Origin of the sequence: Lacticaseibacillus camelliae DSM 22697 = JCM 13995 (assembly GCF_001436615.1) — a bacterium.
In the GTDB taxonomy this organism is placed as follows: domain Bacteria; phylum Bacillota; class Bacilli; order Lactobacillales; family Lactobacillaceae; genus Lacticaseibacillus; species Lacticaseibacillus camelliae.
Window position 1 is genome coordinate 47956 of sequence record NZ_AYZJ01000023.1, and the last position, 25869, is coordinate 73824.

The 25869-nt window shown below is 56.3% G+C and carries 23 protein-coding genes; 19 read left to right on the forward strand and 4 right to left on the reverse strand.

What is annotated here, in order from left to right; genetic code table 11:
* Nucleotides 1-16: 16 nt before the first annotated feature.
* The 9 genes from FC75_RS04410 (at nucleotide 17) to FC75_RS04450 (ending at nucleotide 8478) form a co-directional block, all read left to right on the forward strand.
* Nucleotides 17-427, forward strand: a complete 411-nt coding sequence (locus tag FC75_RS04410; protein WP_054661316.1) for a DUF956 family protein — start codon at nucleotides 17-19, stop codon at nucleotides 425-427.
* A 165-nt stretch (nucleotides 428-592) separates the two neighbouring features.
* The gene (locus FC75_RS04415) at nucleotides 593-1288 is read left to right on the forward strand and encodes a response regulator transcription factor (RefSeq protein ID WP_156314258.1); all 696 of its coding nucleotides are present in this window, start codon (nucleotides 593-595) and stop codon (nucleotides 1286-1288) included.
* Nucleotides 1278-2663 carry a sensor histidine kinase gene (locus tag FC75_RS04420; RefSeq protein ID WP_054661322.1) on the forward strand — a complete coding sequence of 462 codons (1386 nt, stop codon included), beginning with the start codon at nucleotides 1278-1280 and terminating at the stop codon, nucleotides 2661-2663. The genes FC75_RS04415 and FC75_RS04420 overlap by 11 nt, the downstream gene beginning before the upstream one ends.
* A gap of 89 nt (nucleotides 2664-2752) precedes the next feature.
* Nucleotides 2753-2890 carry a teichoic acid D-Ala incorporation-associated protein DltX gene (locus FC75_RS04425; protein WP_203623726.1) on the forward strand — a complete coding sequence of 46 codons (138 nt, stop codon included), beginning with the start codon at nucleotides 2753-2755 and terminating at the stop codon, nucleotides 2888-2890.
* A 10-nt stretch (nucleotides 2891-2900) separates the two neighbouring features.
* Nucleotides 2901-4403: a D-alanine--poly(phosphoribitol) ligase subunit DltA gene (gene dltA, locus FC75_RS04430; RefSeq protein ID WP_056989244.1), complete on the forward strand. Its 1503-nt coding sequence runs from the start codon at nucleotides 2901-2903 to the stop codon at nucleotides 4401-4403.
* The gene (dltB, locus tag FC75_RS04435) at nucleotides 4403-5611 is read left to right on the forward strand and encodes a D-alanyl-lipoteichoic acid biosynthesis protein DltB (protein ID WP_056989245.1); all 1209 of its coding nucleotides are present in this window, start codon (nucleotides 4403-4405) and stop codon (nucleotides 5609-5611) included. The genes dltA and dltB overlap by 1 nt, the downstream gene beginning before the upstream one ends.
* Nucleotides 5612-5775: 164 nt before the next feature.
* Nucleotides 5776-6009: a D-alanine--poly(phosphoribitol) ligase subunit DltC gene (dltC, locus tag FC75_RS04440; RefSeq protein ID WP_056989246.1), complete on the forward strand. Its 234-nt coding sequence runs from the start codon at nucleotides 5776-5778 to the stop codon at nucleotides 6007-6009.
* Nucleotides 6009-7259, forward strand: a complete 1251-nt coding sequence (dltD, locus tag FC75_RS04445) for a D-alanyl-lipoteichoic acid biosynthesis protein DltD (RefSeq protein WP_054661330.1) — start codon at nucleotides 6009-6011, stop codon at nucleotides 7257-7259. The genes dltC and dltD overlap by 1 nt, the downstream gene beginning before the upstream one ends.
* Nucleotides 7260-7263: 4 nt before the next feature.
* Nucleotides 7264-8478, forward strand: a complete 1215-nt coding sequence (locus tag FC75_RS04450; RefSeq protein ID WP_082623103.1) for a serine hydrolase domain-containing protein — start codon at nucleotides 7264-7266, stop codon at nucleotides 8476-8478.
* Between the two features lie 70 nt (nucleotides 8479-8548).
* On the opposite strand, the gene argH is transcribed toward FC75_RS04450, so the two are convergent.
* The 3 genes from argH to FC75_RS04465 all read right to left on the reverse strand — a co-directional run bounded on the left by argH (nucleotide 8549) and on the right by FC75_RS04465 (nucleotide 12710).
* Nucleotides 8549-9934 carry an argininosuccinate lyase gene (gene argH / locus FC75_RS04455; protein ID WP_056989248.1) on the reverse strand — a complete coding sequence of 462 codons (1386 nt, stop codon included), beginning with the start codon at nucleotides 9932-9934 and terminating at the stop codon, nucleotides 8549-8551.
* A complete protein-coding gene (locus FC75_RS04460; RefSeq protein WP_054661339.1) occupies nucleotides 9934-11154 on the reverse strand; it encodes an argininosuccinate synthase in 1221 nt (406 codons plus the stop codon). The genes argH and FC75_RS04460 overlap by 1 nt, the downstream gene beginning before the upstream one ends.
* Nucleotides 11155-11246: 92 nt before the next feature.
* Complete coding sequence (locus FC75_RS04465) at nucleotides 11247-12710, reverse strand: ABC transporter substrate-binding protein/permease (RefSeq protein WP_056989249.1); 1464 nt, start codon at nucleotides 12708-12710, stop codon at nucleotides 11247-11249.
* Nucleotides 12711-12889: 179 nt separating this feature from the next.
* Between FC75_RS04465 and yycF the strand changes: the two genes are divergently transcribed.
* From yycF to FC75_RS04515, 10 genes are all read left to right on the forward strand, one after another.
* Nucleotides 12890-13600, forward strand: coding sequence for a response regulator YycF (gene yycF, locus FC75_RS04470; protein WP_054661342.1), 711 nt, complete (start codon nucleotides 12890-12892; stop codon nucleotides 13598-13600).
* Between the two features lie 158 nt (nucleotides 13601-13758).
* Nucleotides 13759-15663 carry a cell wall metabolism sensor histidine kinase WalK gene (gene walK / locus FC75_RS04475; RefSeq protein ID WP_056989250.1) on the forward strand — a complete coding sequence of 635 codons (1905 nt, stop codon included), beginning with the start codon at nucleotides 13759-13761 and terminating at the stop codon, nucleotides 15661-15663.
* Nucleotides 15653-17002, forward strand: coding sequence for a YycH family regulatory protein (locus FC75_RS04480; RefSeq protein ID WP_056989251.1), 1350 nt, complete (start codon nucleotides 15653-15655; stop codon nucleotides 17000-17002). The genes walK and FC75_RS04480 overlap by 11 nt, the downstream gene beginning before the upstream one ends.
* Nucleotides 17003-17017: 15 nt before the next feature.
* Nucleotides 17018-17818: a two-component system regulatory protein YycI gene (locus FC75_RS04485; protein WP_054661354.1), complete on the forward strand. Its 801-nt coding sequence runs from the start codon at nucleotides 17018-17020 to the stop codon at nucleotides 17816-17818.
* A 130-nt stretch (nucleotides 17819-17948) separates the two neighbouring features.
* Entirely contained in the window at nucleotides 17949-18746 is a 798-nt protein-coding gene (locus FC75_RS04490) for an MBL fold metallo-hydrolase (RefSeq protein ID WP_082397636.1), read from the forward strand.
* Nucleotides 18747-18846: 100 nt separating this feature from the next.
* Complete coding sequence (locus FC75_RS04495) at nucleotides 18847-20193, forward strand: S1C family serine protease (protein WP_056989252.1); 1347 nt, start codon at nucleotides 18847-18849, stop codon at nucleotides 20191-20193.
* A gap of 586 nt (nucleotides 20194-20779) precedes the next feature.
* On the forward strand, nucleotides 20780-21184 hold the full coding sequence (locus tag FC75_RS04500; RefSeq protein ID WP_054661360.1) for an iron-sulfur cluster biosynthesis family protein: 405 nt from the start codon (nucleotides 20780-20782) through the stop codon (nucleotides 21182-21184).
* A gap of 315 nt (nucleotides 21185-21499) precedes the next feature.
* Nucleotides 21500-21931, forward strand: a complete 432-nt coding sequence (locus tag FC75_RS04505) for an Hsp20/alpha crystallin family protein (RefSeq protein WP_054661363.1) — start codon at nucleotides 21500-21502, stop codon at nucleotides 21929-21931.
* A 158-nt stretch (nucleotides 21932-22089) separates the two neighbouring features.
* The gene (locus FC75_RS04510) at nucleotides 22090-23289 is read left to right on the forward strand and encodes a hypothetical protein (protein WP_056989253.1); all 1200 of its coding nucleotides are present in this window, start codon (nucleotides 22090-22092) and stop codon (nucleotides 23287-23289) included.
* A gap of 61 nt (nucleotides 23290-23350) precedes the next feature.
* Entirely contained in the window at nucleotides 23351-25042 is a 1692-nt protein-coding gene (locus FC75_RS04515) for a heavy metal translocating P-type ATPase (protein WP_054661366.1), read from the forward strand.
* Between the two features lie 58 nt (nucleotides 25043-25100).
* Here FC75_RS04515 and FC75_RS04520 read toward each other — a convergent pair whose 3' ends face one another.
* A complete protein-coding gene (locus FC75_RS04520; protein WP_054661369.1) occupies nucleotides 25101-25808 on the reverse strand; it encodes a GntR family transcriptional regulator in 708 nt (235 codons plus the stop codon).
* Nucleotides 25809-25869: the final 61 nt, after the last annotated feature.

A 25869-nucleotide genomic window follows, 5' to 3' on the forward strand; every position in this document is an offset into this window, starting at 1 on the left:
TAAAAGAGGGATATCGATGCAACAACCAGTGAAGTCAATCAATACGAAAGTCGACTTGACCGTCGATGCCACGTCTTACATGGGCATCGCCGATTACGGGAAAATGATGATCGGCGATCGCGGTCTCGAATGGTACGCCGACAAAAACGTCCAGAAGTACATCCAGATTCCTTGGGGTGAGGTGACGTTCGTTGAAGTCACGGTGATGTTTAAAGGCAAATACATTCCCCGCTTTACCGTTCACACCAAAACCAGCAGCAATTTTCCGTTTGCAACTCGGGATCCGAAACGCACACTGCGCGCGATCCGGGTCTACGTTGACCCCAAGAATCTGGTCCAGTCACGCACTTTTCTCAAGATCCTGGGGGGCTACCTACGTAATATTAAGTCGCGGTACTTCACCAAGGATAAACAAGCTAAAGATTAGATCTGAGGCCGATGACCGTTGCCTCTGCCAGTGCGGCAGGGGCTTTTTGGCGTGCAGCCGAGGGCGTTAATTGCCCGGGAAATGTTAAGATAACAGAACTGAAAGACGGTTGGGGCGGCCTGGGTGCTAGACTGGATAAAGACTGTAGTGGAAGGGGTGGCCATGGTGGCAGCAACGATCCTATTGGTAGAAGACGAGGCGGGGTTGATTTCATACCTGGATTCCGAATTACATTTTGAGGGGTACACGGTGTTGACTGCCCAGGATGGCCAGGCGGCATGGGATACGTGGCAGGCCAAGCAGGCGGAGATCAATCTGATCCTGCTGGACTGGATGATTCCCAAGCTCGACGGACTGGAAGTGATGCGCCGCGTGCGCAAGACGTCTGATGTGCCCATCATGATGATGACGGCGCGCGATTACGTGGGTGACAAGGTGGCTGGTCTTGATAACGGGGCCGATGATTACATTACCAAGCCGTTTGAGATCGAGGAGCTGTTGGCCCGCATTCGGGTGCTGATTCGCCGGGGGCAGCACCTGGTGCCCACGACCTATACCGTTGGGGACCTTACCCTGGACACCAAGGCCCGGCAGGTGCGCCGCGGTGGTCAGCTGGCTCAGTTGACGCAACGTGAGTATGACCTGCTGCTGGTGCTGATGCAGCACCGCGGGGAAGTCTGCACCCGCGACCAGCTGCTGGATGCGGTGTGGGGCACGGAATTTGACGGTCAGGCCAACATTGTGGATGTTTACGTCCGGTACTTGCGGCAAAAACTTGAATGCCCGGATGAACCGGCGCTGATCCAAACGGTCCGCGGTGTGGGCTACATGCTGGAAGAGGCGGCCAGTCATGCGGGGTAAAAGCAGCAGCGCGGCCCGGATGGCGCGTGCCTACAACGGCTTAATTGTTGCGCTGATGCTCCTGATTTTTGTGTCGGTGATCAGCGTGGTTGGCGGCCGTCTGATCAAGAACAAGCGCGACGATGCCGTTCAAGTGATGACGACGCTCCAGCACACCTTTGCGCAGCACGAGCCAGACTGGGATTACTGGCGTGACAATGCCCCACTAAACACGCGCCTGACCTTTGTTCGGGTGCGGGTCCGCCAGCCAGACGGCCGCGTCAGCGATTACTACACGCGGCACACGAAGGATTTTCTCGAGGATAATTTCAGCACCTGGCCGTTATCCTCTAATGTGCAGTACCAGCGCGGCCAAGGTGTGTATTATCACGTTGAAAAAGTCGTCAAGAAGGCGGGGTGGCGCACGACTTACTCAGTGTGGCTCAGTCTGAACAACATGATTGAGATCTTCAAACTGATTTCGCTGATGACCCTGTTGGTCACGGCGTTTGGTGTCATCATCGGGACACTGGGGACCTCACTTTTGGCCAAGCGGCTGAACCGTCCGCTTGTGGCGCTGACTGAGGCGACGAAGCAGATCACTGACCAGCCCGATGCCAACTACCACGAGCGCTTGCCGGTGCCGGAAGCGCCACAAGAGGTCCGCGAGCTTTCGCAGGAGTTTAACCGCCTGCTGCACTCGCTGAACGAGCAGGTGATCCGGGATAATCAGTTTGTTTCCGATGCCTCGCATGAGCTGAGGACGCCGCTGACGGCGATCCGCGGCCATGTCGCACTGCTGCGGCGGCACGGCACTGAGCATCCGGAGCTGATTCCGGATTCGCTGGCGGTCATCGACGACGAATCGATGAAAATGCAAAAGCTGATCGAAAGCCTGCTGGCGTTGTCGCGCATGGACCACGCCGAGGTCCAGGTGGCAGCATTTGACGTCGCTGGGCTCGCCCGCCGGGTGGTCAGCCGCTTCCAGCCGCAAAGTAAACAAAATCTTAAAGTCGTGATGCCAAGACGGCTGATGGTCCTGGCAAATGCCGAAAGCGTCGAGCACGCGCTGTTATCTTTGCTGTCCAACGCGAATAAATACGTTCCAGCTAACACTATTGTCACCATCAGCGGCCAACCGGTCGGGGATCACGTCGAGCTCAGTGTCGCGGACCTCGGTCCGGGCATTCCTGACAGCGAGAAAGCACGTGTGTTTGATCGCTTCTTTCGGCTCGATGAATCCCGGTCCAAGGCCATTTCAGGCACTGGGCTGGGGCTGGCCATCACGCGCCGGCTCATCACGCTGAGCGGCGGGTCGATCCGCGTGGTGGATAATCAACCGCAGGGTAGCCGCTTCATGATTAACTTAAAAGCACCGGTTTCTGAAAGTCTTTAATGTGACCTTTAGAAACTGTTCCTGACCGAATAAGCAACGTCCACTACACTGTGGTCGTTGTTTATTTATTTTGCCAAGGAGTCTTCATGATGAAAACATTCTTTGCGCGGCCCGGCGTCCGCTTCGTATTAAAAACGTTATTTTACGCGGTGGTGCTGCTGACGTTGGTATACCTGTACAGCTACCGCGGCGTCGCCGGTGGTCACTTTATCTATAACGAGTTCTAGGAGGCACAAGATGAAATCTTTAATCGAAATTATCGACGAGATCGCCACTTCTCATCCCGACTGGCCCGCGGTCAACACGCTGGGCGAGCTGAAAACATACGGTGAGCTCAAGGCGGCCTCGGACGGGATTGCGGCGGCGCTGCAGGCCCGTCATTTGCCGGCCAAGGCGCCGCTCATGGTGTACTGCGACCAAAGCTTCGCGGCCATCGCCACGTTTCTGGGGTGCGTGAAGGCGGGCCATGCGTACATTCCGGTCGACAGTCACTCGCCCAACGATCGGCTGACCATGATTGAGGAAATCGCGCACCCGGCACTGGTGCTGGCGACCATCCCGCTGCCGCTCAAGCTGAAAACCACGACCGTTGAGCCGGCGCAGGTGAAACAAATGATGGCGGTGGCGCCGACTGAGAACGTCGAACTTTCAGCGGATGATAATTTTTACATCATCTTCACCAGCGGCACGACCGGGCAGCCCAAGGGGGTGCAGATCTCGCACGCGAACCTGATCTCGTTCGTGTCCTGGATGGCGAGCTTCAACTTGCCGCGGCGGCCGCGGATGCTGGCGCAGGCCCCGTTTTCCTTCGACCTGTCGGTGATGTCCCTGTACCCGACGCTCACCGCCGGCGGCTGCCTGCAGATCCTGCCCAAGGAACAAACGGAGAACCTGAAGGCGCTGTTTGAAACGCTGCCGCATGTGCCGGTCGACGTGTGGGTCTCGACCCCCAGTTTCGTGGACATTTGCCTGTTGTCACCGCTGTTTGACGCGACGAACTACCCGGCGCTCAAGCAGTTTTACTTCTGTGGTGAGGAGCTGACGCACGCGACGGCGGAAAAGTTGCGCCAGCGGTTCCCGCAAGCCAAGATCTACAACACATATGGCCCCACTGAGGCCACTGTCGCCGTGACGGCGGTCGAGATCACGGATTCGGTGCTGGCGGATTACCCGCGCCTGCCAATCGGCTACGCCAAGCCCGACACCACGATGACGCTGGTGCCCGGCACCGTCCGGACTGAGGATGACCAGCAAGTCGGCGAACTCGAGATCATCGGCCTCAGCGTTTCCAAGGGTTACCTGAACCGGCCGGAGAAGACCGCGGCGGCCTTTACCGAAGAACACGGGATGCGTGGGTACCGAACCGGGGACCTTGGCATCATTGCCGAAGACGGCCTGATTTTCTACCGGGGTCGCACCGATTTTCAAATCAAGCTCAACGGTTATCGAATTGAGCTGGAGGAAGTCGACCATTATCTCAACCAGGCGCCGATGATCCATCAGGCGGTTGCTGTGCCGAAGTACAACGCCGAGCACAAGGTCCAGCAAATGCTGGCCTATGTCGTCCCTGAACAAGGGGAAGAAGGCGGACTGGCACTGACCAAGAAAATCCGGGCCCACCTGCAGCAGGTGATGATGCCTTACATGATCCCGCAGCGCTTCATTTACAAGGCAGCGCTGCCGCTGACCCCAAACGGTAAGGTCGCGGTCAAGGCGCTGATCAGTGAGGTCAACGCCTAATGCTGAATTTACAACCTTACGCGGATCCGCAGTACTTCCTGCTTCTGATGCTGGGCCTACTCCCGGTCATGATCGGGTTGTACCACGGCCACCGCTTCAAAACGTACGAAACGCTGATTTCATTGCTGTTCATTATCCTGATGTTCACCGGCGCCAAGTGGCAGCAGGGTATTGCGCTGATCGGGTACATCCTCTGGCAGCTGGCCATTGTGTTTGGCTATCTGCATTACCGCAAGCACCACAATCAAACCAGCGTGTTTGTGATCACGGTCTTACTCAGCATCCTGCCGCTGGTCATCGTAAAGGTGACGCCGGCGGTGGTCTTGCATCCGTCGCTGCTGGGGTTTCTGGGGATCTCGTACCTGACTTTCAAGGCGGTGCAGGTGATCATGGAGCTGCGCGACGGCACGATGAAGGCCGTTGGGCTGATGCCGTTTCTGCGGTTCATGCTGTTCATGCCCGCCCTTTCCAGCGGCCCGATTGATCGGTATCGCCGGTTTCAAAAGGATTACGACAATGTGCCCAAGCGTGAGCAGTACTTGAATATGCTGGCGCGGGCGGTGTGGTATCTGTTTCTGGGCTTCTTTTACAAATACATCCTGGGGTACGGGTTCGGCACGGTGCTGCTGCCGCGCATTGAGCGCTCGGCAATGGTTGTCCGGCACATGTACTGGCTGGGGCTGAGTCCGTCGCTGGTCGGCGTGGCGTTTGTCTACTCGATGTACCTGTTCTTCGATTTTGCCGGCTACTCGCTGTTCGCCGTGGCGACCAGCCTGGTGATGGGAATCGATACGCCGATGAACTTCAACCGGCCGTTTCAGGCGCACAACATCAAGGACTTTTGGAATCGCTGGCACATGACGCTGTCGTTTTGGTTCCGCGATTTCATCTTCATGCGCGTGACCTTCTTCATTATGAAGCACAAGCTGATCAAAAATCCGATCCGGGTCTCCCAGGTCGCGTACCTGATCAACTTCCTGATCATGGGGTTCTGGCACGGGGTGACTTGGTATTACATCACGTACGGCCTGTTCCACGCTTGCGCGATCATAATCAACGACATTTGGCTGCGCTTCAAGAAAAAGCACCGCAAGCAGCTGCCGCACAACCGCTGGGCCGAGGCGCTGGCCATCGCCACCACGTTCTGCGTCGTGTGCTTCAGCTTCCTGATCTTTTCGGGGTTCTTGAACACGTTGTGGTTTAAGTAAAGGCTGCGAGGCGGGGCGATTTTAGCCCGACGGCTAGCCTAGCTCAAGACATTACCGGCGTTTTTTGCCGGTGAGGGCTTGAGCGTAGCTAGACGCTCGGGCGTTGCCTCGCCGAGCGCGACTAGGTCCTGCCACTATCTTTCAAACAAAAGGAGAAATTAATCATGGATAAAAAAGCCACTGTACTATCAATATTGAACGACCTCACCGGTGAAGATTTCAGCAATAACCTGGATGAGGATTTATTTGCCTCAGGTTTGATCGATTCTATAGACACGGTCCAACTGCTGCTACAACTGCAATCCCAACTGGGGATGGACGTACCAGTGTCCGAGTTCGACCGCAACCAGTGGAATACGCCTGCTAAGATCATTAAGAAAGCTGAGGATGCGGAATAATGAAACGGCGCCTCTGGCAGATCTTTGGGCCGGTCGTTTTGGCGGCGGTGTTGGTGGTCGGCATCCTGCTCGCCCCACTGCCGAATGGCCGCATGAGCAAAGCCCGGCTTGAGTCGGATGCAGTGTCGCTTTCACCCAATGTGTTAGGCGGTGCTCGGGTCAAAGCGCAGGCGCTGAGCCAGCATTACGTGCCGTTTTTCGGTTCCTCTGAGCTGGCGCGCATGGATCCTTTCCACCCGTCAACGCTGGCCGCCAAGTATCATCGCTCATACCAGCCCTTGTTACTGGGCAATCCCGGGACGCAGTCGCTGACGCATTTTGTGGATGACCAGTCCGAACTGAACCAGCTCAAAGGGAAAAAGGCCGTCTTCATTGTCTCAATGCAGTGGTTCACTCGCCAGGGGCAGATTCCTGCGGCGTTTGACATGTATTACTCGCCGCTGCAACTTTCCACTTGGCTCCTGCGGGCGAAGGGGAACGCTGCCGACCGGTACGCGGCGCGCCGCCTGTTGAAGATGAACGCGCCGGAAAAAAGTACGCTGGACCGGCAGTCGCTGTACCAGATTGCCGCGGGCCGGCCAGTCAGCGGCTGGACGCGGCTGGCACTTCAGACCCGTTTGCGGATGCTGAACAATGAGGATCAGCTTTTCTCTCGGTTCACCCATTCGACGAACTGGCGCCGGATCCAGGATGGGGAGAAACGGCTGCCGGCCAAGGACGACCCGCAACAGCTCGAAGCGCTTGCCGGCCAAATCGCCAAGGCGAGCACCAAACATAACCGCCTGGGCATTGATGACACGTTCTATCGCCAGCGCCTCGGCCATGGCAAGCTGGCCGCGCTACGCGGCAGTCAGCGTCACTTTGAGTACCGGTACGGGCCGGAGTATGGGGACTTTGAACTGCTTTTGCAGCAGTTTGCCAAGAATCACACGACGGTGCAGTTCATCATTCCCCCCATCAATGCCAATTGGGCGGCTTACACCGGCCTGCCGATGGGGAACTATGAGCAGGCGGTTGCTAAACTCAAGTATCAGCTGGCCAGCCAGGGCTTCACGCATGTCGAGGACCTGAGCCGCGATGGCGGGAAGCCGTACTTTATGCAGGACACGATTCATTTGGGCTGGCGCGGCTGGCTGGCCGTTGACCAGGCGGTCAAGCCATTTCTGACCCAGCCGCAGCAGCCGGAACAGTACCGGCTGAACGATGCCTTTTTCGGGGAGACTTGGGCGAAAACGACTAATGTGAGGTAATTTTATGAGAAGAACGCAACATCACAACCGGCGCAAACAGGAGATTCGGCTAAGACTGGTTGTGCTCGCGGTGGCGGCCGTTTGTCTGGTTGCCGGCGGATTTGTTTTGGGGCGGGTGACCGCGCCGAAGCCGCACCAGGCCGCCGTAGTTAAAAAGTCGGCTCAGATTCGTCGAAATAAGCCGTCACGTTCTCGGCAAACGACCGCCGCGGCGGCAGCCTCGCCGGTCGTGCCGCGCGCCATCGCTCAGCCCATTCAGCAGACGTTGACGGCGCGGCTGCAGGCGCAGCATTTTTCCGGAACCGCCATCGTGATTAAGAATGGCAAACTGGTCGCATCGACGAGCTTGGGTCAGGCCAGCGTGAAGCGCCACTTGGCAAACCGTGAGGACACGATGTTTGAGATCGATTCGCTGCAGAAAAGTCTGACAGCGGGCCTCGTGATACAATTGCTCGATGCTGGGAAATTAAAGTTGACGACTCCCATCGGGGACTTTTATCCGCGGTTTAAAAACCAGCCGCGGATCACGGTCGGGACCCTGCTGAAAATGCGGTCGGGGTTGAAAACGGTGGGCACGCTGGCACCCAAGTACCAGTCTGACAGGCAGTTGGTGGATTACGTCGCGGCGCATGTGACCGATGATCCCCACCAGTTCGGGATCTGGCAGTACACGGCGGTCAATTACGTCCTTCTTGTCGGCATCGTGGAAAAAGTGACCGGGCAGTCATACGAGGCCCTGTTCAAGCAGGCGTATATCGATCGGCTGCACCTGAAACAAACGGTGATGGCGTATCACCTTCGGCCGACCATGAACTACGCCTCAGGGTACAACGTTCAGGGCCAGAACTCATACGCGAGTCAGCAGTTAACAAGCTTGGATCAGATGCACGCCGAACTAGGCACCGGGCAGGTGTACATGAGTGCCTTAGATTTTTACCGGGCCACGCGGTCTTTGATGACAGGTGATCTGCTCGGTGGCACGCGGGCACAGCTTTACCGGCCAGGTCAACCCAACCTGTTTTACGATGCCGGCTTCTATCAGAACGTGCCTGGGTTCCTGCGGGCAAACGGTTCCGGTTACGGGTACATGACCACGATGCAGCTGTCGCGAAACGGGCGCGATGCCGTGGTGATCCTGGGCAATGTGCAGGGCCGCAGTCGTGCCGGTATCATTGCGCTGGCCGGGCAGCTCCGGCAGCAGTTTCTGCAGGCAAAATAAAGCACCGGGCCGCAGTTTTGCGACTCAGTGCTTCAAGTCAAGGGGTGACCAGAGATGGTCGCCTTTTTGATTACTGATGGGTCTTGATGATGGCTTTGGCGCGGGCCACTTCCTTGTTGACGTTGGTCACAGCGGTGCCGCCCAGGCTGGTGCGGCGCTCGACCGCGGCCTCAGACGTCAGCTCCTGGTAAACGTCTTCCTGAATCTGCGGGGCGGCCTCCTGAAGCTCGCTTAGCGGCATATCCTGCAGGCTCTGGTGCGTCTTGATCCCGTGCAGGACCAGCTTGCCAACGATGCCGTGGGCCGTGCGGAACGGCACGCCCTTGGTCGCCAGGTAGTCGGCCAGCTCGGTGGCGTTACTGAAGTCGTTGATGGTCGCATCGTGCATTTTTTCCTTGTGGACCTTCACGGATTCCAGCATGCCGGCGAAGATGTGCAGGGAGCCGAGAATAGTGTTGTAGGTGTCAAACACCGGCTCTTTATCCTCTTGCATGTCCTTGTTGTAGGCCAGCGGCAGGCTCTTCATCGTCGTAAGCAAGCCCATCAAGGCGCCGTACACCCGACCGGTCTTGCCGCGGACCAGCTCGGCAAAGTCGGCGTTCTTCTTCTGCGGCATGATCGAGCTGCCGGTGGCGAACCTGTCATCCATTTCAATGTAGTTGAAGTCGTACGTGCACCACAAAATCAGCTCTTCGGCCAGCCGGCTCAGGTGCTCCATGAGAAGCGCGGCATTGCTAAGAAATTCCAAGGCAAAATCGCGGTCGGACACGGCGTCGAGGCTGTTGTGGTAAACCTCGTCAAAACCGAGCTCATCAGCCACGTACTCGCGGTCGATGGGGAAGGTGGTGCCGGCCAGCGCGGCGGCGCCCAGCGGCAGCATGTCCGTGTGCTTCTGGTTGAATTCAAAACGCTCGTAGTCGCGCTGCAGCATCTCAAAGTACGCCAGTAGATAGTGGCCGTAAGTGATCGGCTGGGCGTGCTGCATGTGGGTGTAGCCCGGCATGATGGTCCCGGCGTTTTCCTCGGCTTTTTCCACCAGTACCGTTTGCAGGTTGGTGATGGCTTCCTTGATTTCCGGCAGGCGGTTTTTCAGCCATAGGTGAAAATCGGTGGCCACCTGATCGTTGCGGGAGCGCGCAGTGTGCAGCTTGCCGGCGACCGGACCAATCAGGTCGGTCAGAAGGCTTTCCATGTTCAGGTGGATGTCCTCGTTCTCGACGGTGAAGTGCAACTCTCCGGCCTCGAGGCGCTGCATCAGGACGTTCAGGCCGTCTTCGATGGTCTTGGCGTCCTTTGCCGGAATGATGTTTTGCTTGCCGAGCATCTTGACATGGGCGATGGAGGCGGTGAGGTCCTCTTTGGCCATTTGCTGATCAAAGGAGATCGACGCGCCAAACTTATCGACCCACTCGGCCGCCTTGGCGGTAAACCGGCCGCCCCAGAGCTTATCGGTCATTACTTATCCTCCGGTTTCTTTGAGTGCACGTGGTTGACCTCTTCGTAAACGGTGGCCGGCAGGGTCCAGAGCTTGATGAAGCCGGCTGCGGCTTCCTGGTCGAAGGTGTCGGCAGACGTGTAGGTCGCCAGGTTCTCGTCGTACAGCGAGTTGGTGTCCGACTTGCGGGCGACAGGGACTGCCGAGCCCTTGTACAGCTTCATCTTAACGACGCCGTTAACGACCTTTTGCGTGTCGTCAATGAAGGCCATCAGGCTGTCAAACAGCGGGGTGATCCATTTGGCTTCGTAGATCATGTTGGTCAGCTGCTGCTCGATCAGTGGCTTGTAGTGAGCGACGTCGCGCTCCAGCGTGAGGTTTTCCATTTCGTGGTGGGCGGCCATGATGACGGCCGCGGCTGGGGCCTCGTAGACTTCGCGAGACTTGATGCCGACCATGCGGTTTTCAATTTTGTCGATGCGGCCGATCCCATTTTCGCCGGCCAGCTTGTTCAAGGATTTGATGAGGTCCGAGAGCTTCAGCTTGTTACCGTCAATGGCGACGGGAATCCCCTTTTCAAAGGTCAGGTCGATGAACGTTGGCTTGTCTGGTGCTTCTTCCGGGGCAACGGTCATGCCCCAAGCATCGTCCGGTGCTTGGTTCCACGGGTTCTCCAGGATGCCGGCTTCGTTGGCGCGGCCCCAGAGGTTGGCATCGATCGAGTACGGGGACTTCTTGCCGATTGGGACTGGAACGTTGTGCTCCTTGGCGTAGTCGATTTCTTCCTCGCGGGACCAGTGGAAGTCGCGGATCGGGTCTTCAATTTTGAGTTGCGGGTCCAGGGCGTGAATGGCAGCCTCAAAACGGACCTGGTCGTTGCCCTTACCGGTGGAGCCGTGCGCGATGGCGACGGCGTCGTGCTGGTGGGCGATTTCAACGAGATGCTTGATGATCAGCGGCCGCGACAACGCGGAAACCAGCGGGTAGTCGCCTTCATACAAGGCGTTGGCCTTGATGACCGGAGTCACGTACTCGTCGGCGAATTCGTCCTGCGCGTCGATGGCGTAGCTCTCGATCGCACCGACCTGCTTGGCCTTCTTCTGAATGAAGTCCATGTCGGCGTTTGGCTGGCCGACGTTCAGGCAGGCGGCGATCACGTCATAGCCCTTGTCCTGCAGCCACGGAATGGCCACGGAAGTATCCAAGCCACCAGAATATGCCAACACGATTTTATCAGTCATACAGAATTCCTCCTTGAAAGTTATACTCGCTTACATCATAACGCCCCGCGGCTGCCCGCGGGGCGCGTTTAACCATTTAAATCAGTTTGGGACTAGTTGAGGCGGTGTTCGACAAAGCCCAGTGCCCGGCTGAGAATGAAGGTCATGGCGAAGTAGATTAAGGCCACGATCATGATCGGGAAGAACGGCTCGAACGATGCCCCCTGAACGGTGGTGCCTTCAAACATCAGCTCGGTGGCGCCGATAACCGATAGGACTGAGGATTCCTTGATGTCGGTCACGAATTCGTTGCCCAGCGCCGGCCAGATGTTCTTAACGGCTTGCGGCAGTACGACATAGCGGGTGGTTTCCCCGTTGCTCAGGCCCAGGCTGCGCGCGGCTTCGGTTTGGCCGATCGGCACGGAGTTCAGGCCGGACCGGATGATCTCGGCGACATACGCACCGGAGTTGATGCCCATGGCGATCGCGCCGGAAACAAAGGCGGAAAGGTTCAGGCCCAGCACTTGCAGCCCGAAGAAGACGATGAAGGCTTGGACCATCAGCGGCGTGCCCCGGATAAACTCAACATAGACAACCGCGATGGCCTTGAGGATCCAGATGCTGGAACGACGCATGAGGGCCAAGATGGTGCCGAGGATGGTCCCAGCGATAACCGTGAGCAGCGCGAACAGCAGGGTGTAGGCCGCGCCTTTAATGAAGAAGCTGCCGTACTTGGACCAGAAACTGTTGCTTTGATTCTGCAGCTTGTAGGCCTGATCCATCCAGCCGGCCCACATGTGGTCTTTGCGGACTTTGTCGATGGTCTTGTTGACCTGGTTCTTCATTGCGGTGTCGCCTTTGGGCAACGCAACCACGGTTGGGGCTTTCCCAGTGGCAAACTTAGGATCGATGATCTTGAGGCTCGGCGTCTTTTGAACGTAAGCACCGGCGACGATGTTGGACATGACGGCGGCATCGATCTTGCCATACTCGACTTGGGCGATCACGTCATTGGCTTTTTCGAGCGGCACGATTTTGGCGCCTTGCAACTCAGCCTTGGCGATTTGCTCCTGCGTGGACTGCTTTTGGGCCCCGACTTTCTTGCCGGAGAAGTCCGCGACGTTCTTATACTTGGAAGCCTGGTCTTTCTTGACGACCATGATCTGCTTTTCTTCAGTGTAAGACTTGGAGAATTCAACCTGCTTGGCCCGTTCCGGTGTGGCACTCATCCCGGAAATAACCATGTCGACTTTGCCTGTCTTCAAGGCGCCAATCAGGGCATCAAAGCCCATTTCCTTGATTTGCAGCTTGACCCCCATGTCTTTGGCGATCTGCTTGGCCAAGGAGATGTCGGCACCGACGATGGTGTCAGACCCGTCAACGGTGGCGTGGAATTCGAGCGGCGCATAATCGGCGGAGACGCCTAAGATGACGTAACCACGCTGTTTGATTTGCTGCACCGAGTTCGTGGTGTTGCCCGCCGCAGCAACCGGCTGCGTGGCGGTCGTAGTTAATGCCGTGCCGGCCACCAGCAGCATTGCCAGCAGGCCGATGACCCAACGATAAAGTTTATGCATAAGTGCCAACCCCTCAGACTTGAATTTTTATTGAATATATACCCAAAATACGAAATATGCAAGCGAAATTGTAAAATATGCAAAATTTATTCATGAGCAGGCACGGTTAGGCCCTTTTTGCCCCGCCTCTGAGAAACCGTTATAATGAAGATAACTCGTACACGTAATGGAGGCCTATCATGGCAAAAAAGATCCTTGTGGTCGACGATGAAAAGCCGATCCTGGACATCGTGAAATTTAATCTGAATAAGGAAGGCTACGACGTTGTCACCGCGGAAGACGGTGAAGAGGCGTTGACCAAAGTGAACGATGAAAATCCCGATCTGATCATTCTTGACTTGATGCTGCCGAAGATCGATGGGCTGGAGGTCGCGCGCCAGGTGCGTAAGGACCACGACATGCCGATCATCATGCTGACAGCCAAGGATTCGGAGATCGACAAGGTCCTCGGGCTGGAGATGGGTGCAGATGATTACGTCACCAAGCCGTTCTCGAACCGCGAACTCGTGGCCCGGGTCAAGGCTAACTTGCGCCGCTCCGGCACGCCGGTTCAAACCGAGACGCAGGAGCCGGAGAATCAGGAACTGACCGTGGGTGACCTGACGATTCATCCGGACGCCTACACGGTCACCAAGCGCGGTGAAAAAATCGAACTGACTCACCGAGAGTTCGAGCTGCTTCATTACCTGGCGCAGCACTTGGGTCAGGTGATGACCCGCGAACACCTGCTGCAAACGGTTTGGGGCTACGATTACTTTGGCGATGTCCGGACGGTTGATGTGACTGTTCGCCGGCTGCGCGAAAAAATCGAGGATAACCCGTCCCATCCCGAGTGGCTGGTCACGCGGCGCGGCGTTGGGTATTATTTGAAGAACCCGAACGAGGAGTAGGCCAAGCAACTTGGCGTAATCGTGCTCGGCCAGGCAACGCTCGAGCATCTAGCTACGCTGATCGCATCGCCGCCAAAATGCGGCGGCTACGCCATCAGCTAGGCTAGCTGTCGAGCTAAGTGCGCCTGGCCTCACAACTTCCAACTTGGAGATTTACATTGAACAAGAAGATTCGTTTTTTTCAATCGATCAACTTTAAGATCGCGCTAGTGTTTATTCTGCTGCTTTTAGTGACGGTGGAAATCATTGGCGCGTATTTTGTGCGGTCTCTGGAACAACAGAATGTGGATACGTTTAAGACGGCCATTAACCTGGATCCGTACCTTCAGGATAAAGTCGCCACTGATTTGATGAAGACCGATACATCTGCCGCCGATGATTCCCTGAAGTCCACGATTTCTCAGGCCGATGTCGCCAACACCGCGACAATCGTGGTTGTGGATGCCAAGGGCACGGTGCGCGCCAATTCCAACATCAATTCCCAAAACGACGTCGGCACCAAGTCCGCCAACAACAGCATCAAAAACGTCCTGTACAGTGGCCAGCTGTTTGAAGGCTACGAGTACAGCGATTCGTCCGGGTCGATGTACACCAAGATCATTCCCATCAAAAATCCCAACGCGACCGGTGATGGCAACGCGGTGATCGGCGCGGTCGCCATCACGGCCTCGATGGAAACGGTGTACAACAACATCAACCAGATCGTCCGGATTTTCCTGATTGCCAGTCTGGTCGCCGGGCTCCTGGGCGTGATCATTTCCATTGTCATCTCGCGGGCCATCACCAGGCCCATCGACGAAATGAAAAAGCAGGCGATTCGCATGGCCCGCGGTGATTACTCCGGTCAGGTCCGCATTTACGGGCAGGATGAACTGGGACAGTTGGCGGTGGCGGTCAACAACCTGAGTGTCCGCGTTGAGGAAGCGCAGGAGGCCAGTGAGGCCGAGCGGCGCCGGCTGGATTCGGTGCTGGCCCACATGACCGACGGCGTCATCGCGACGGATCGGCGCGGCAATGTCATTATCATTAACGAAACCGCGCTGGAGTTCTTGGATACCAAAAACGAAGACGTCATCGGCGTGTCGATTTTGCGCTTGCTGAACATCGAAAAGGACTACACGCTGCGCGACTTGCTGGAAAACCAGAAGGAGCTGCTGCTGGACTTCACTGAAAAGCTCGACCATGAGTTGATCTTGCGGGTCGACTTCAGCCTGATTCAGCGCGAAACCGGCTTTATCTCCGGGATTGTCGCCGTGCTGCACGACGTCACCGAGCAGCAAAAGAACGAGCGTGAGCGCCGAGAATTCGTGTCGAATGTGTCCCATGAGCTGCGCACGCCGCTGACGTCAATGCGCTCTTATATTGAAGCACTGAACGAAGGGGCTTGGAAGGACCCGAAGATCGCGCCGCAGTTCCTCAAGGTCACTCAAGAGGAAACCGACCGGATGATCCGCATGATCAACGACTTGCTGTCACTGTCGCGCATGGATTCCGGCACTGCCAAGATCGAAAAGGAAACGGTCAACCTGAACGAGTTCTTCAATTACATTTTGGACCGCTTTGACATGATGCTGAAAACCGACAACGAGTCGGCCGGGGCCGACAACAATCAGGCCGAGCCGTTGAAGACAACGCCCCACAAGCACTACACGATTCGCCGTGAGATCACGAAGCGCGATCTCTGGGTCGACATCGATCAGGATAAGTTTATGCAGGTGATCGACAACATCATGAATAACGCGATCAAGTACAGCCCGGATGGCGGCGTGATCACGGCCCGGCTGCTCGAGACGCACAACCATGTCATCCTGTCGATTCAGGACCAGGGCCTGGGCATTCCGCGTCAGGATATCAACAAAGTCTTCGACCGCTTCTACCGGGTCGACAAGGCGCGCTCGCGCAAGCAAGGTGGCACTGGCTTGGGCCTCGCGATTTCCAAGGAAGTCGTCGAGGCGCTGGGCGGCCGCATCTGGGTCGATTCTCAGGAAGGCAAGGGCAGCACGTTCTACATTTCGCTGCCGTATCAGCCGCTTGATGAGGGAGGCGATTGGGATGAAGCTTAGCGGATTGATTTTACGGGTGTCACTGACTGCCATGGTCTTGCTCAGCCTGGTCTTCTCCGCCTTGATTTGGCGCAATCCGTCCCGGCTCGGCCGCACGGAAACGTCCAGCGCGCTAAAAACCACGCAGGAAACGTCGGCGAGCCAGCAGGCGGCGTATCTGTACGTGCCCACGACCGCCTATTATCAAACCGGCAGCCAGAAGGTCCAGCTGCTGCAGAAGGATCAGTCGGCGACTGGCGAGATCCACAAGACGATCCGCCAGTGGCAGCTGAAGCAGGTCAACAGTTCTGTTCAGCTCAGCACCAGTGCGCTAGCCGCCCTGCTGACCCAGACGGACACGCTGCAGTTGACGTTCAGCGGGCCGGTGACTTTTGGGGTGTTTAACGCGCACTACTTTGCCAAGCCGTTGAAAAACGTGCCGTCTTTTCAGTTTGATCGGCTGATCATCGACCTGAAAAACCGCAAGCCGAAGCTGACGCTGGTGGACGATTCGACCCGGATGAGCCGCACCGCCACGCTGGCGAAAAGTCCGACCACGAAGCTGCGGGCGTATCTGCAAAAGGCCCAGCCGAGTGGGCTGCCGGTGGTTGAAAAACGGCTCAACGGCAAACTGGTCCCATACTACGCCAAGCCGGTCGCACTCAGTCCCTACGCCTTTTTACTCGACCAGCAAAACGCCAACCACTTCGTCTCGCTGCTGATGCCTACCAATTCCGCCGCCGCGGTCGACAGTCGGGAAATCGGGGATGAATCAATATACACGCTCGGCGATACGCGTATGACGCTGAACAGCTCGTCGAGTGTGATGCAGTATGAAGATCCGGGCAAAACGACCAAGAGCACCCGGTTAGGTACGGCGCTGAACAAAGGCGAGGCTGCGATCTCACAGTTGAACCTCCAAGGCATTACCTCGATGCATTACTTCAGTTACGATAAAGGCAGCCGCACCGTCTCGTTTCGGTCGTATGCACAAGGCTTGCCAATTTTTAACAGTCTAGACAACGGCCTGGTCCAAACGGTCAGCAGCGAAAGTGGGTTGACCACGACCTTTTCGTTGAACAACCTGACCGTGGCCATTCCGACGTCACAGGCGTTAAAGACGCTGCCGGCGACGCAAACCGTGCTGACTCAAATGGCAGCCGCCGGTTACGCCCAGTCGACCATTCAGGATATTCGGTTGGGTTATTACTGGCGCCCGCAAAGTGCCAGTTCCCAGGTCGTTGACCTGACACCGACGTATTTTGTGGAGCTCAACGGCCAGTACAGGCGCTACACCGAGTGGCTGACGCCGCAAGCGGTGGAAGGTCAGAACCAGCCCGCAGCGCAGGTCATTCGTTAGAAAGGAGCATGCCATATGGATTTTCGGCGAATCGAAATGATTTTTCTGTTCGTTTTTATCGCGTTGAATGTTTTCCTGGGCATCAGCTTCTTCCAAAGCCAGCAGGTGGACCTCGCGACCGACGCCGGCGGCACTACCGCAATTCTGGCAGACATCAAACGCGATGACATCAAACTGCCAAAACTCAGTACCAGCACTGAGCACGGTGCGTACCTGGCCAGCACGAAGACCTCCACGCTGCGTCAAGATGTGGGCCCCGTCAAAGGGCAGACCTTGCACTTCAGCGATGCCAATGGGCTGACGCTGAACGCGACCCTTGACAGCCCGTTGAGCGTCAAGACCAATGCCGCGGCGCGCCTTCAGCGCTGGGTGGCCCAAGCGGATAACGTTGCTCACGGCAGTGCGTACACCTACCAAAAGGAACTCTCAACCGCCACCAGTTACGTGTTTGCGCAGAAAATCGGCGGCCATTTGGTCAACGATCCGCACGCGCAGCTGACGCTCCACGTCAGCGACGGGCGGCTGACCGGTTACGCCCAGACCTACCTGACGAATCTGGTGACGCTGCGCGGAGACGTCAACTTATGTTCAGCGCAGGATGCCGTGACCACGCTGTACCGCGAAAACGAGATCACTAGCAACTCCAAGGTGCTGTGGACGCACTTGTCCTACACCTACCTGCTAAATGCGAAGGGTAGCACTGTGTACGTGCCGGCGTGGTCCGTCGGCATCGAAAGCCAGGGGTCGAAGAACTTGACCGTGAAGAAGGTCAACGCCATCAATAAGACGGTGCTCAAGACCCGATCTGAAGACTAAGGACCAAGCGGCGCGGATGGGTTGCAACCACCGCGCCGTTTTTACGCTCGGGCCGGTTCAGTTTTGCGCGCCGGACCCGTATGGTACAATAGCCGCGAAAAGAGTGAGCAGATTGACAGAAGATTTTGGCATGCGCGTGTCCGTACTGGCTTCCAGTAGTTCGGGCAACGCGACTTACATTGAAACCCCGCAGCATCACGTGCTGATGGATGCCGGCCTGTCCGGCAAAAAGTTGAATGAACTCCTGCACAGCATCGGCCGTGACCTGAAGGATGTGGATTCAGTGTTTATTTCGCATGAGCACACTGACCACTGCCGCGGCGTCGGGGTCCTGGCTCGCCGCTACCCCAACTTGATGGTTTACGCGAACGCGCCAACAATTGCGGCGCTGCCGAAAAGCGTCGGGAAAATTCCTCAAGAGCAGCTCCGCGTGTTTGACGAAGGCGCGCAGCTTGACCTGGGTGATCTGGACGTTGAAAGCTTCGGCGTGTCGCACGATGCGGCTCAGGCTCAGTTTTACCAGTTCCAGCACGCCGGCAAGCGGTTCGCCATCGTGACCGACACCGGGTATGTTTCCGACCGAGTCGAAGGCACAATCCGTGACGCCGATGCGTACGTGATGGAGACCAATCACGACCTGGAAATGCTGCGTGAAGGCCCGTACCCGTGGCCGCTGAAGCAGCGCATCCTGGGCGATTTCGGCCATCTGAGCAACGAAGACGGCGCCAACGCGATCATGGATGTGATTGGGCTCAAGACCAAGCGCGTTTACTTGGGGCACCTGTCACCGCACAACAACATGAAGCCGCTGGCCCACACCACGGTGGTCAACTTGCTGAAGGCGCAGGGCCTGGCAGTCGGCCATGATTTTCAGGTGCTTGACACCGATCCCGCCGTGGCTGACCCGTTGTTTACCGTTGGGGCCTGAGCTTGAAGCGAATCATCGCTGAAAAAGCCCAGGCTTTTTCATACTTTCGTCAAACCCGTTCCGTACACTGATATTGTGAAAACAGAGAGGGAGGGTCATCATGGATAATCAATCACACAACTTTTCCGAGGAAAAGCCTACCCAAACACCGCCGCGGCCACCAAAGCGGCACTCCGGGCTGAAACAGTTGGCACTAGTCGCTGTCGTTGCGGCCTTAGTTGGCGGTGGCGTTGGGGGCGGCGTCGCGTACGGGATCATGAGCCACAACCCCACTAACTCCGTCAACGAAGCGGTCAGCGAAGGCAAACCGGGCACCACTAAGGTGTCGAATGTCAGCGTGAATGAAAGCAGTGCCAGCTCGGCTGCCTTTGCGAAGGTCGAAAAGGCCGTCGTGTCAGTGGTCAACATGCAAAAGACGCAGTCCACTTCCAGTGGCCTGGACGCCTTCGGGGATCTGTTTGGGGACTCCGGCAGTGATTCCGGTTCCTCAGGCTCATCGGGGTCTTCTAGCGGTAAACTTGAGGACGCCAGCGAAGGCTCCGGGGTCATTTACGAGAAAAAGGACGGCAAGGCCTATATCGTCACCAACAATCACGTGGTCGAAGGGTCGGATGCCTTGGAAGTCATTTTGTCCGATGGCTCAAAAGTCACGGCTAAGTTAGTCGGCACGGATGAGACCTCCGACCTGGCAGTACTGTCGATCAACGACAGTAAAGTCGACACGGTCGCCAGCTTCGGCGACTCCAGTGCGATCAAAGCAGGCCAAACGGTGCTGGCCATTGGGTCGCCGCTGGGCTCTGAGTACGCGACCTCAGTCACTCAGGGAATCATTTCAGCGACGAGCCGGACGGTTGACGTGAGCGACGAGCAGACCGGCCAAGTCACCGGCCAGGCCAACGTCATTCAAACCGATGCGGCAATCAACTCCGGGAACTCTGGCGGGCCGCTCATCAATTTGAACGGCCAGGTCATCGGAATCAACTCGATGAAGTTGTCCGGAACCAGCAATTCGAACGCGACAATTGAAGGGATGGGCTTCTCCATTCCAAGCAACGAGGTCGTGTCGATCATCAACCAGCTGGTGGCCAACGGGAAGGTCGTGCGTCCGGCCTTAGGCATTGAGGCGCGTGATCTTTCCAGTGTTTCCGCCAGCCAGCAGTCCGATCTCCTGAAGGTGCCATCCAGTGTCACCGGCGGCGTTGTGGTGGCCGGCTTCACCACGCGGAGTATTGCTAAGGCCGCGGGCCTTAAGCAGTACGACGTGATCGTGGCGGTCGACGGCACCAGCGTCGACAGTGTGGCCACGCTGCACACCCAGCTGTACAAGCACGCGATCGGTGACACGATTTCGCTGACGTATTACCGCGGCAGCGCTAAGAAGACCGTCAACGTGAAGCTGACGCAAACCACAGAGCAGTTGGACAGCACCACTGGGAACGCGAAGTAGTTTAACGAAATGGCAATTGGCCGCACAGCAATGTGCGGTTTTTTTATGCGCAAGTTTTCGGCAAATTACGGTAGTTGGACACCCGATGGCCGGGATTGTTCGGATAGTACTTGTCAAGTGTGAATTCGGCTTGAGGATAAGTGGCCCATCAGCCTGTGGATAACTCTGTGGATAGTGTTTATAACTCACTTTTTAGCCCGTGCACAGACTTATCCACAGGGGTTGAAAAGTCGGTGGATAAACTTTTCTCTTTGTGAACCAAACACTCGTACGGGCGATGAGGACGCGGTTTTGGACGCCTTACTTTGTGAAATGCCGAAGTTGAAAACGGTGGATAACCCGCTGTGAAAAATTAAGGTCTTGATTTTTTCGGGCACGAAATCTGGTATCAAAGAATCTTCTGAACACCAGTGCTAGGGTTGATCAACGGGGTAGTGTGGATAACTGCTGGGGATAGTTGGTGCACGCCTGTGTGTGAACAGGCCGGTTGCTAGTATTTGGTAAGCTATGATTGACAGGATGTGAACGACTCGGTATCATAATAGTATGAATAGTTGTGTACAATCTAGTTGAAAGGGTGATCGATATGGAAATTACCATTACAGATGCCGCAAAGGACTATCTCAACACCAAGCTAGTGCCTGGAGACCGTGTGTTTTTGGCGCTTGATGACGGCTCCAGTAAGTATTCCAAACTCGGTGGCACGTGTGCCATTGGGAATAAGTTTCAACTGGTGATCGCTGATGCGCCTGATTCGGACTACGCTGAGGCGTTGACCAACAATACGGATCTTGACTTGACTACCGGCGCCCTCGAGCTAAGCTACCTCGGCCACGGTTTGGCGCTGGATTATCGCAACGGCTCGCTGAACCTTCATGACGATTCCGGCATCTTAGACGGTGCTGTGACCATCGGTTTTGCTCAGCCGCTGGCGGCTGATGAACAAGCACGGCGCGAGGAAATGAGGGCTTTAGGCGGCAAGGTGTGCTAGTAAAAGGCTGCGAAGCCGGACGGTTTTAGCTAAAGTGCTCAACCAGTTGCCTTCACGAGCGATAGAGCGCTTCTTTTTACACTTGAAAGAGGGCAGTCCCAACGAATTCAAAAATTCGTTGGGATTTTTTTCAAAATTTATTAGCACTCTGTTGACACGAGTGCTAAATGGTGGCATAATACTTTATGTAAACAAGGAAAGGAGCTAAAGCCCCGATCGGGAAGGCGAGCGAGTCGCGAACTGAACGGTTGCATGGGCAGTTGCTCTCCTTGCATTAAACCAACAACAGACATTTAAGAAAGGAAGTTTTGCATCATGGCTAATGAGATTATGAATCGTGACAACTGGTTGACGGATCCGTTCTTCGATGATTTGGGCTCGCGCTTCTTCGATCGTTTCATGCCAAATGACACGAGCCGGGTGCTCAAGACTGACATTAAAGAAACTGACAAGAGTTACGTTGCTAAGGTCGACGTTCCAGGAATCGAGAAGCAGGACATTCACCTGAATTACCAAGACAACGTATTGAACATTTCAGTCAACAAGAAGGACGTTAATGACCACGCGGACAGCAATGGCAATGTACTGATGAGCGAGCGCAGCTATGGCGCAATGAGCCGGAGCTATCGCCTGCCGAACGTCGATGAGCAAAACATTAAGGCCTCGTACGACAAGGGTGTTTTGACCATTACGCTGCCAAAGCTGACTGAACAGGAGCAAGATCCACACCAGATCGACATTGACTAATGTCACGTCGCGTTAAGGAAACGGGCTGCCGCAACGGCAGCCCGTTTTTTGTGCCCTGCAGTCTGTTTGATTCGCCCAACTGATTTTGGGGGCCATCCGCCCCGTTTTGCGGTTCATTACGGTATGATGAGGGAAGAGGATACAGGGGAGAGACAGTCATGAAAGAAAAAAGTGAGCTCAAGGTCACAGTGCCGGCCGGCGTGTACGCTCAGCTGCACGGGGACTTAGATACGCCGATGCAGCTGACCATCAAAAACGATCGTATCGTGATTCAACCTGCGCCTGCGGACAGGCTAAGGTCAGGGCGGCAAGCGTTCATCTGGCCGCTGGTGGTCAGCCTGATCTCAACGGTGGTGATTTTCCTTTACTGGCTGCATCTGGGCGTACGGGTGATTCCAATGACCGGGGATGTCTCAGTGGCCAGTTTTACCATCGGCTTTGGGGTCGTCACTGGGATCGGCCTGTTTGCCGGGTTCTTTGTGCAATCGCGCAACGATCCGGACAATCGGTTTTCTAAGGCCGTGTACTGGCGAAATTTCCCGGTGATCATGCTGGCGTTTGCCATCATCCTAGGCATGGCGCTGCTGGGGACCTTTTGGGTGCTGGGCCAGCTCTTTCCGGGCGCGACATTTGATCCGTTTACAGCGGTGTTGCAGGTGCTTATATTTCTGATCTTGGCCAATGTGTTCATGGTTCAAATGGCCCTGCGGATCAACGCTTCCACGCTGTCGACCTTGCTCACCATCGTGATTGTGTCTGGGGCGGTCATTTCCATGGCGTCAAACGGCAGTCGTCAGTGGTGGCAGTACAACCTGAGTTTCCTGGGGACCAAGCTGGCCTCCAACGCCTGGCAGTTCAACCTCACCTTGGTGATGACGGCGCTGGTCATGATCAGCCTGATCGATTACCTATTTGTCCAATTAAACGCGCAGCACCGTAAATCTTGGCGGTTAACGACACTGCGAACGCTGTTAACGCTGGCGGCGATTGATCTCGGTTGCATCGGGATCTTTCCCAACAACGCGCAGTTTCACCTATTGCATGATCAAATTTCGTGGATGCTGGTGACCATCGTGCTGATCATTATTATTGGCTTGCGCTGGCTGCTGCCAGAGGTCTCCAAGGAGTTTCTGTGGGCGTCTTACGGCATCGGTGCGGTCGAATTTCTGCTGAACATGGGCTTTCGTCTGTTCGGCTACCCGAGCCTGACCGCTTTTGAGATTCAAGGTTTTGCGATTGGGTTTGCCTGGCTGCTGTTTTTGTTTAACCGCCTACAGGCACTGATTGCTGAGGGCACTGTGGCGTGGCCGATCGTGATCGAATGTGAGCCGGAAAAAACAAAAACGGAACGCGCCTAACTGGACTTTCTAGATTGGAATTATTATAATTAAGCGTAGATAAATCGAGGGAGTGAGTGCGTTGAGAAATTATCGTCGCTTGTGGGCTGTCGTGACCGTCGGGATCGTTGCGCTGATTTTGGAGTTTGGCTTGCATCAACCAGGCTGGGCGCAAATCGTGATCACCGTCATTGGTGCGCTGATCGTGCTGCTGATGCTGACCGGCGGCGACGCGCTGGAAGACTTTGCGGCGACTAAGGCCAATTCTGATCTCAAGCAGCTGCTTGATAATACGCCAACGACCGCGCACCGGCTGGTTGACGGTAAACAGGAAGACATCTCCGTCGATGACGTCAATGTGGATGACACTGTGCTGGTCAAGCCGCAAGAAGTCGTGCCGGTCGACGGTGTGGTGATCGAGGGTAGTAGCACGGTCGACGAGGCCAGCCTGACCGGGGAGTCCAAGCCGGTGGATAAGAATCCCAAGGATGAGCTGATGAGCGGGACGGTCAATGGCGACAGCGCCCTGACCGTGCGCGTCACCAAGCGTGCCGAGGACAGTCAGTACCAAGGCATCGTGCAACTGGTCAAGGAATCCGAGGCCCGGCCAGCCCATTTTGTCCGCATGGCCGACCGTTACGCCTTGCCGTTTACGGTGTTAGCGTACGTGATCGCCGGTGTGGCATGGGCGGTTACGGGCAATCCGCTGCGCTTTGCGGAGGTGCTGGTCGTGGCTAGTCCGTGCCCGCTGATCCTGGCGGCGCCGGTCGCGATGGTGTCGGGGATGAGCCGCACCAGCCGCGCCGGGATCATCGTGAAGTCTGGGACGGCCCTAGAAAAACTGTCCTCGGCCAAAACCGTGGCCTTTGATAAAACTGGGACCATCACGCAAGGCGTGCTTGCTGTCAATCAGGTGCAAGTGCAACCAGGCTACGATCAAAACCAGCTGCTGCTGCTGGCGGCCAGTGCGGAGCAGCAATCTACCCATATTCTGGCGCGGTCTTTGGTCAGCGAAGTCGGCAGCGGCAAACTGCTCGGCGCTAACGCCGCCGAAGAAGTGACGGCCGAAGGGGTCCAGGCTGAAGTTGCCGGTAAGTTGATCAAGGTCGGCAAGCCCGACTTTGCCGGTACCGACGCGAATGTTGACACCACGGCGGTTTACGTGAGCGTTGATGGCCATTACGCCGGCGTGATCACCTTCACCGACCGCATCCGGCCGGAAGCCAAGCAGACGATCAGTGCGCTGCACGAGCTCGGCGTCGCAAACACGATGATGATCTCCGGCGATAATCAGGCGATTGCCGATGACGTTGCCCAGCAAGTTGGCGTAGACAAGGTGTTTGCCGAACAGCTGCCGGCGGACAAGATTAAAGTACTGGACAACACGCCTAAAGACGCGCGGCCGGTGGTGATGGTCGGCGACGGGGTCAACGATGCGCCGTCACTAGCGGTTGCTGATGTCGGCATCGCCATGGGCGCGCACGGGGCGACCGCCGCCAGCGAAAGCGCTGATGCGGTCATTTTACGCGATGACCTCACTAAGGTGGCCTGTGCGGTGATCATTTCTCAGGACACGATGCGCATCGCCAAAGAGGCGGTGTGGATCGGCATTGGGATCTGTACCGGCCTGATGCTGATCGCCGCCTTCGGGGTGATTCCGGTGATCATTGGCGCGATGCTGCAGGAAGTGGTCGATACGATCACCATTTTGTACGCGCTGCGGGCCCGTTCTGGCCGGCGCAACGCCGACATGTACGAACCGGCCAAGGCATAACAAAACGCCGCTGCGATCGATGAAGTCGCGGCGGCGTTGTTGTCTTTTTGCAGGGCACTCAGTTGCTGCTGAGGTGTGCGGAATGGAAGTAGAAGTCCAGCCCCGGGTAGCTGTAAACGGTTTGGGAGAAGTTAAACACCACGTTGTTGTGCGTGTAGTTGATTTGGGCCAGCGTTAGCAGTGAGGTGCCGGTAGCCAAATTCATCAGGTCGGCCTTATCCGGACCCAGTGTGGTCAGGGAGAGAAAGTCGTCTGAGGATTCGGGATCGATGTCGTAGGTTTCTTTGATAAAATCAAAAATCGAATCGTCCAAGGCATCAGTCGAAATAAACGGGATTTGGTCACGCAGGTAGTAGGCTTCCTCCAGGCAGTACAGCACCGAGTTGAGGTAGCGCAGGCGGATGATGCGCCACAGCTCGGTGTCATCATGGATTTTCATCGTTTGGGCAAGCGGGATCTCACTGGCCTGCACCCGGTCAAAAGTGACGACTTTGGAGGTCAACGGGCCGCGCTTGGCCAATGACTTGCCGGCACCGATGGACAGATTGATCGTCATCGAGCCTTGAAGCTGGACGTTGTTGATGTAGTAGCCGGAGCCTTGAATGCGGCGCAGCAGCCCATGCTGGTAAACGACATCGATGGCGCGTCTGATGGTGTTGCGGCTGACGCCATACTCCTTCATCAGCTCCTGCTCCGTCGGTAATTTAGTTTGATAATCTCCAGCCTGAATCGCCTGGAGCAGTTTTTCCGCGATTTCGTGATACATGAGTTGCCCCTCCCAAACAAATTTTAAGTCATGGGACTTGTTTATTTCGTACCCACGTATT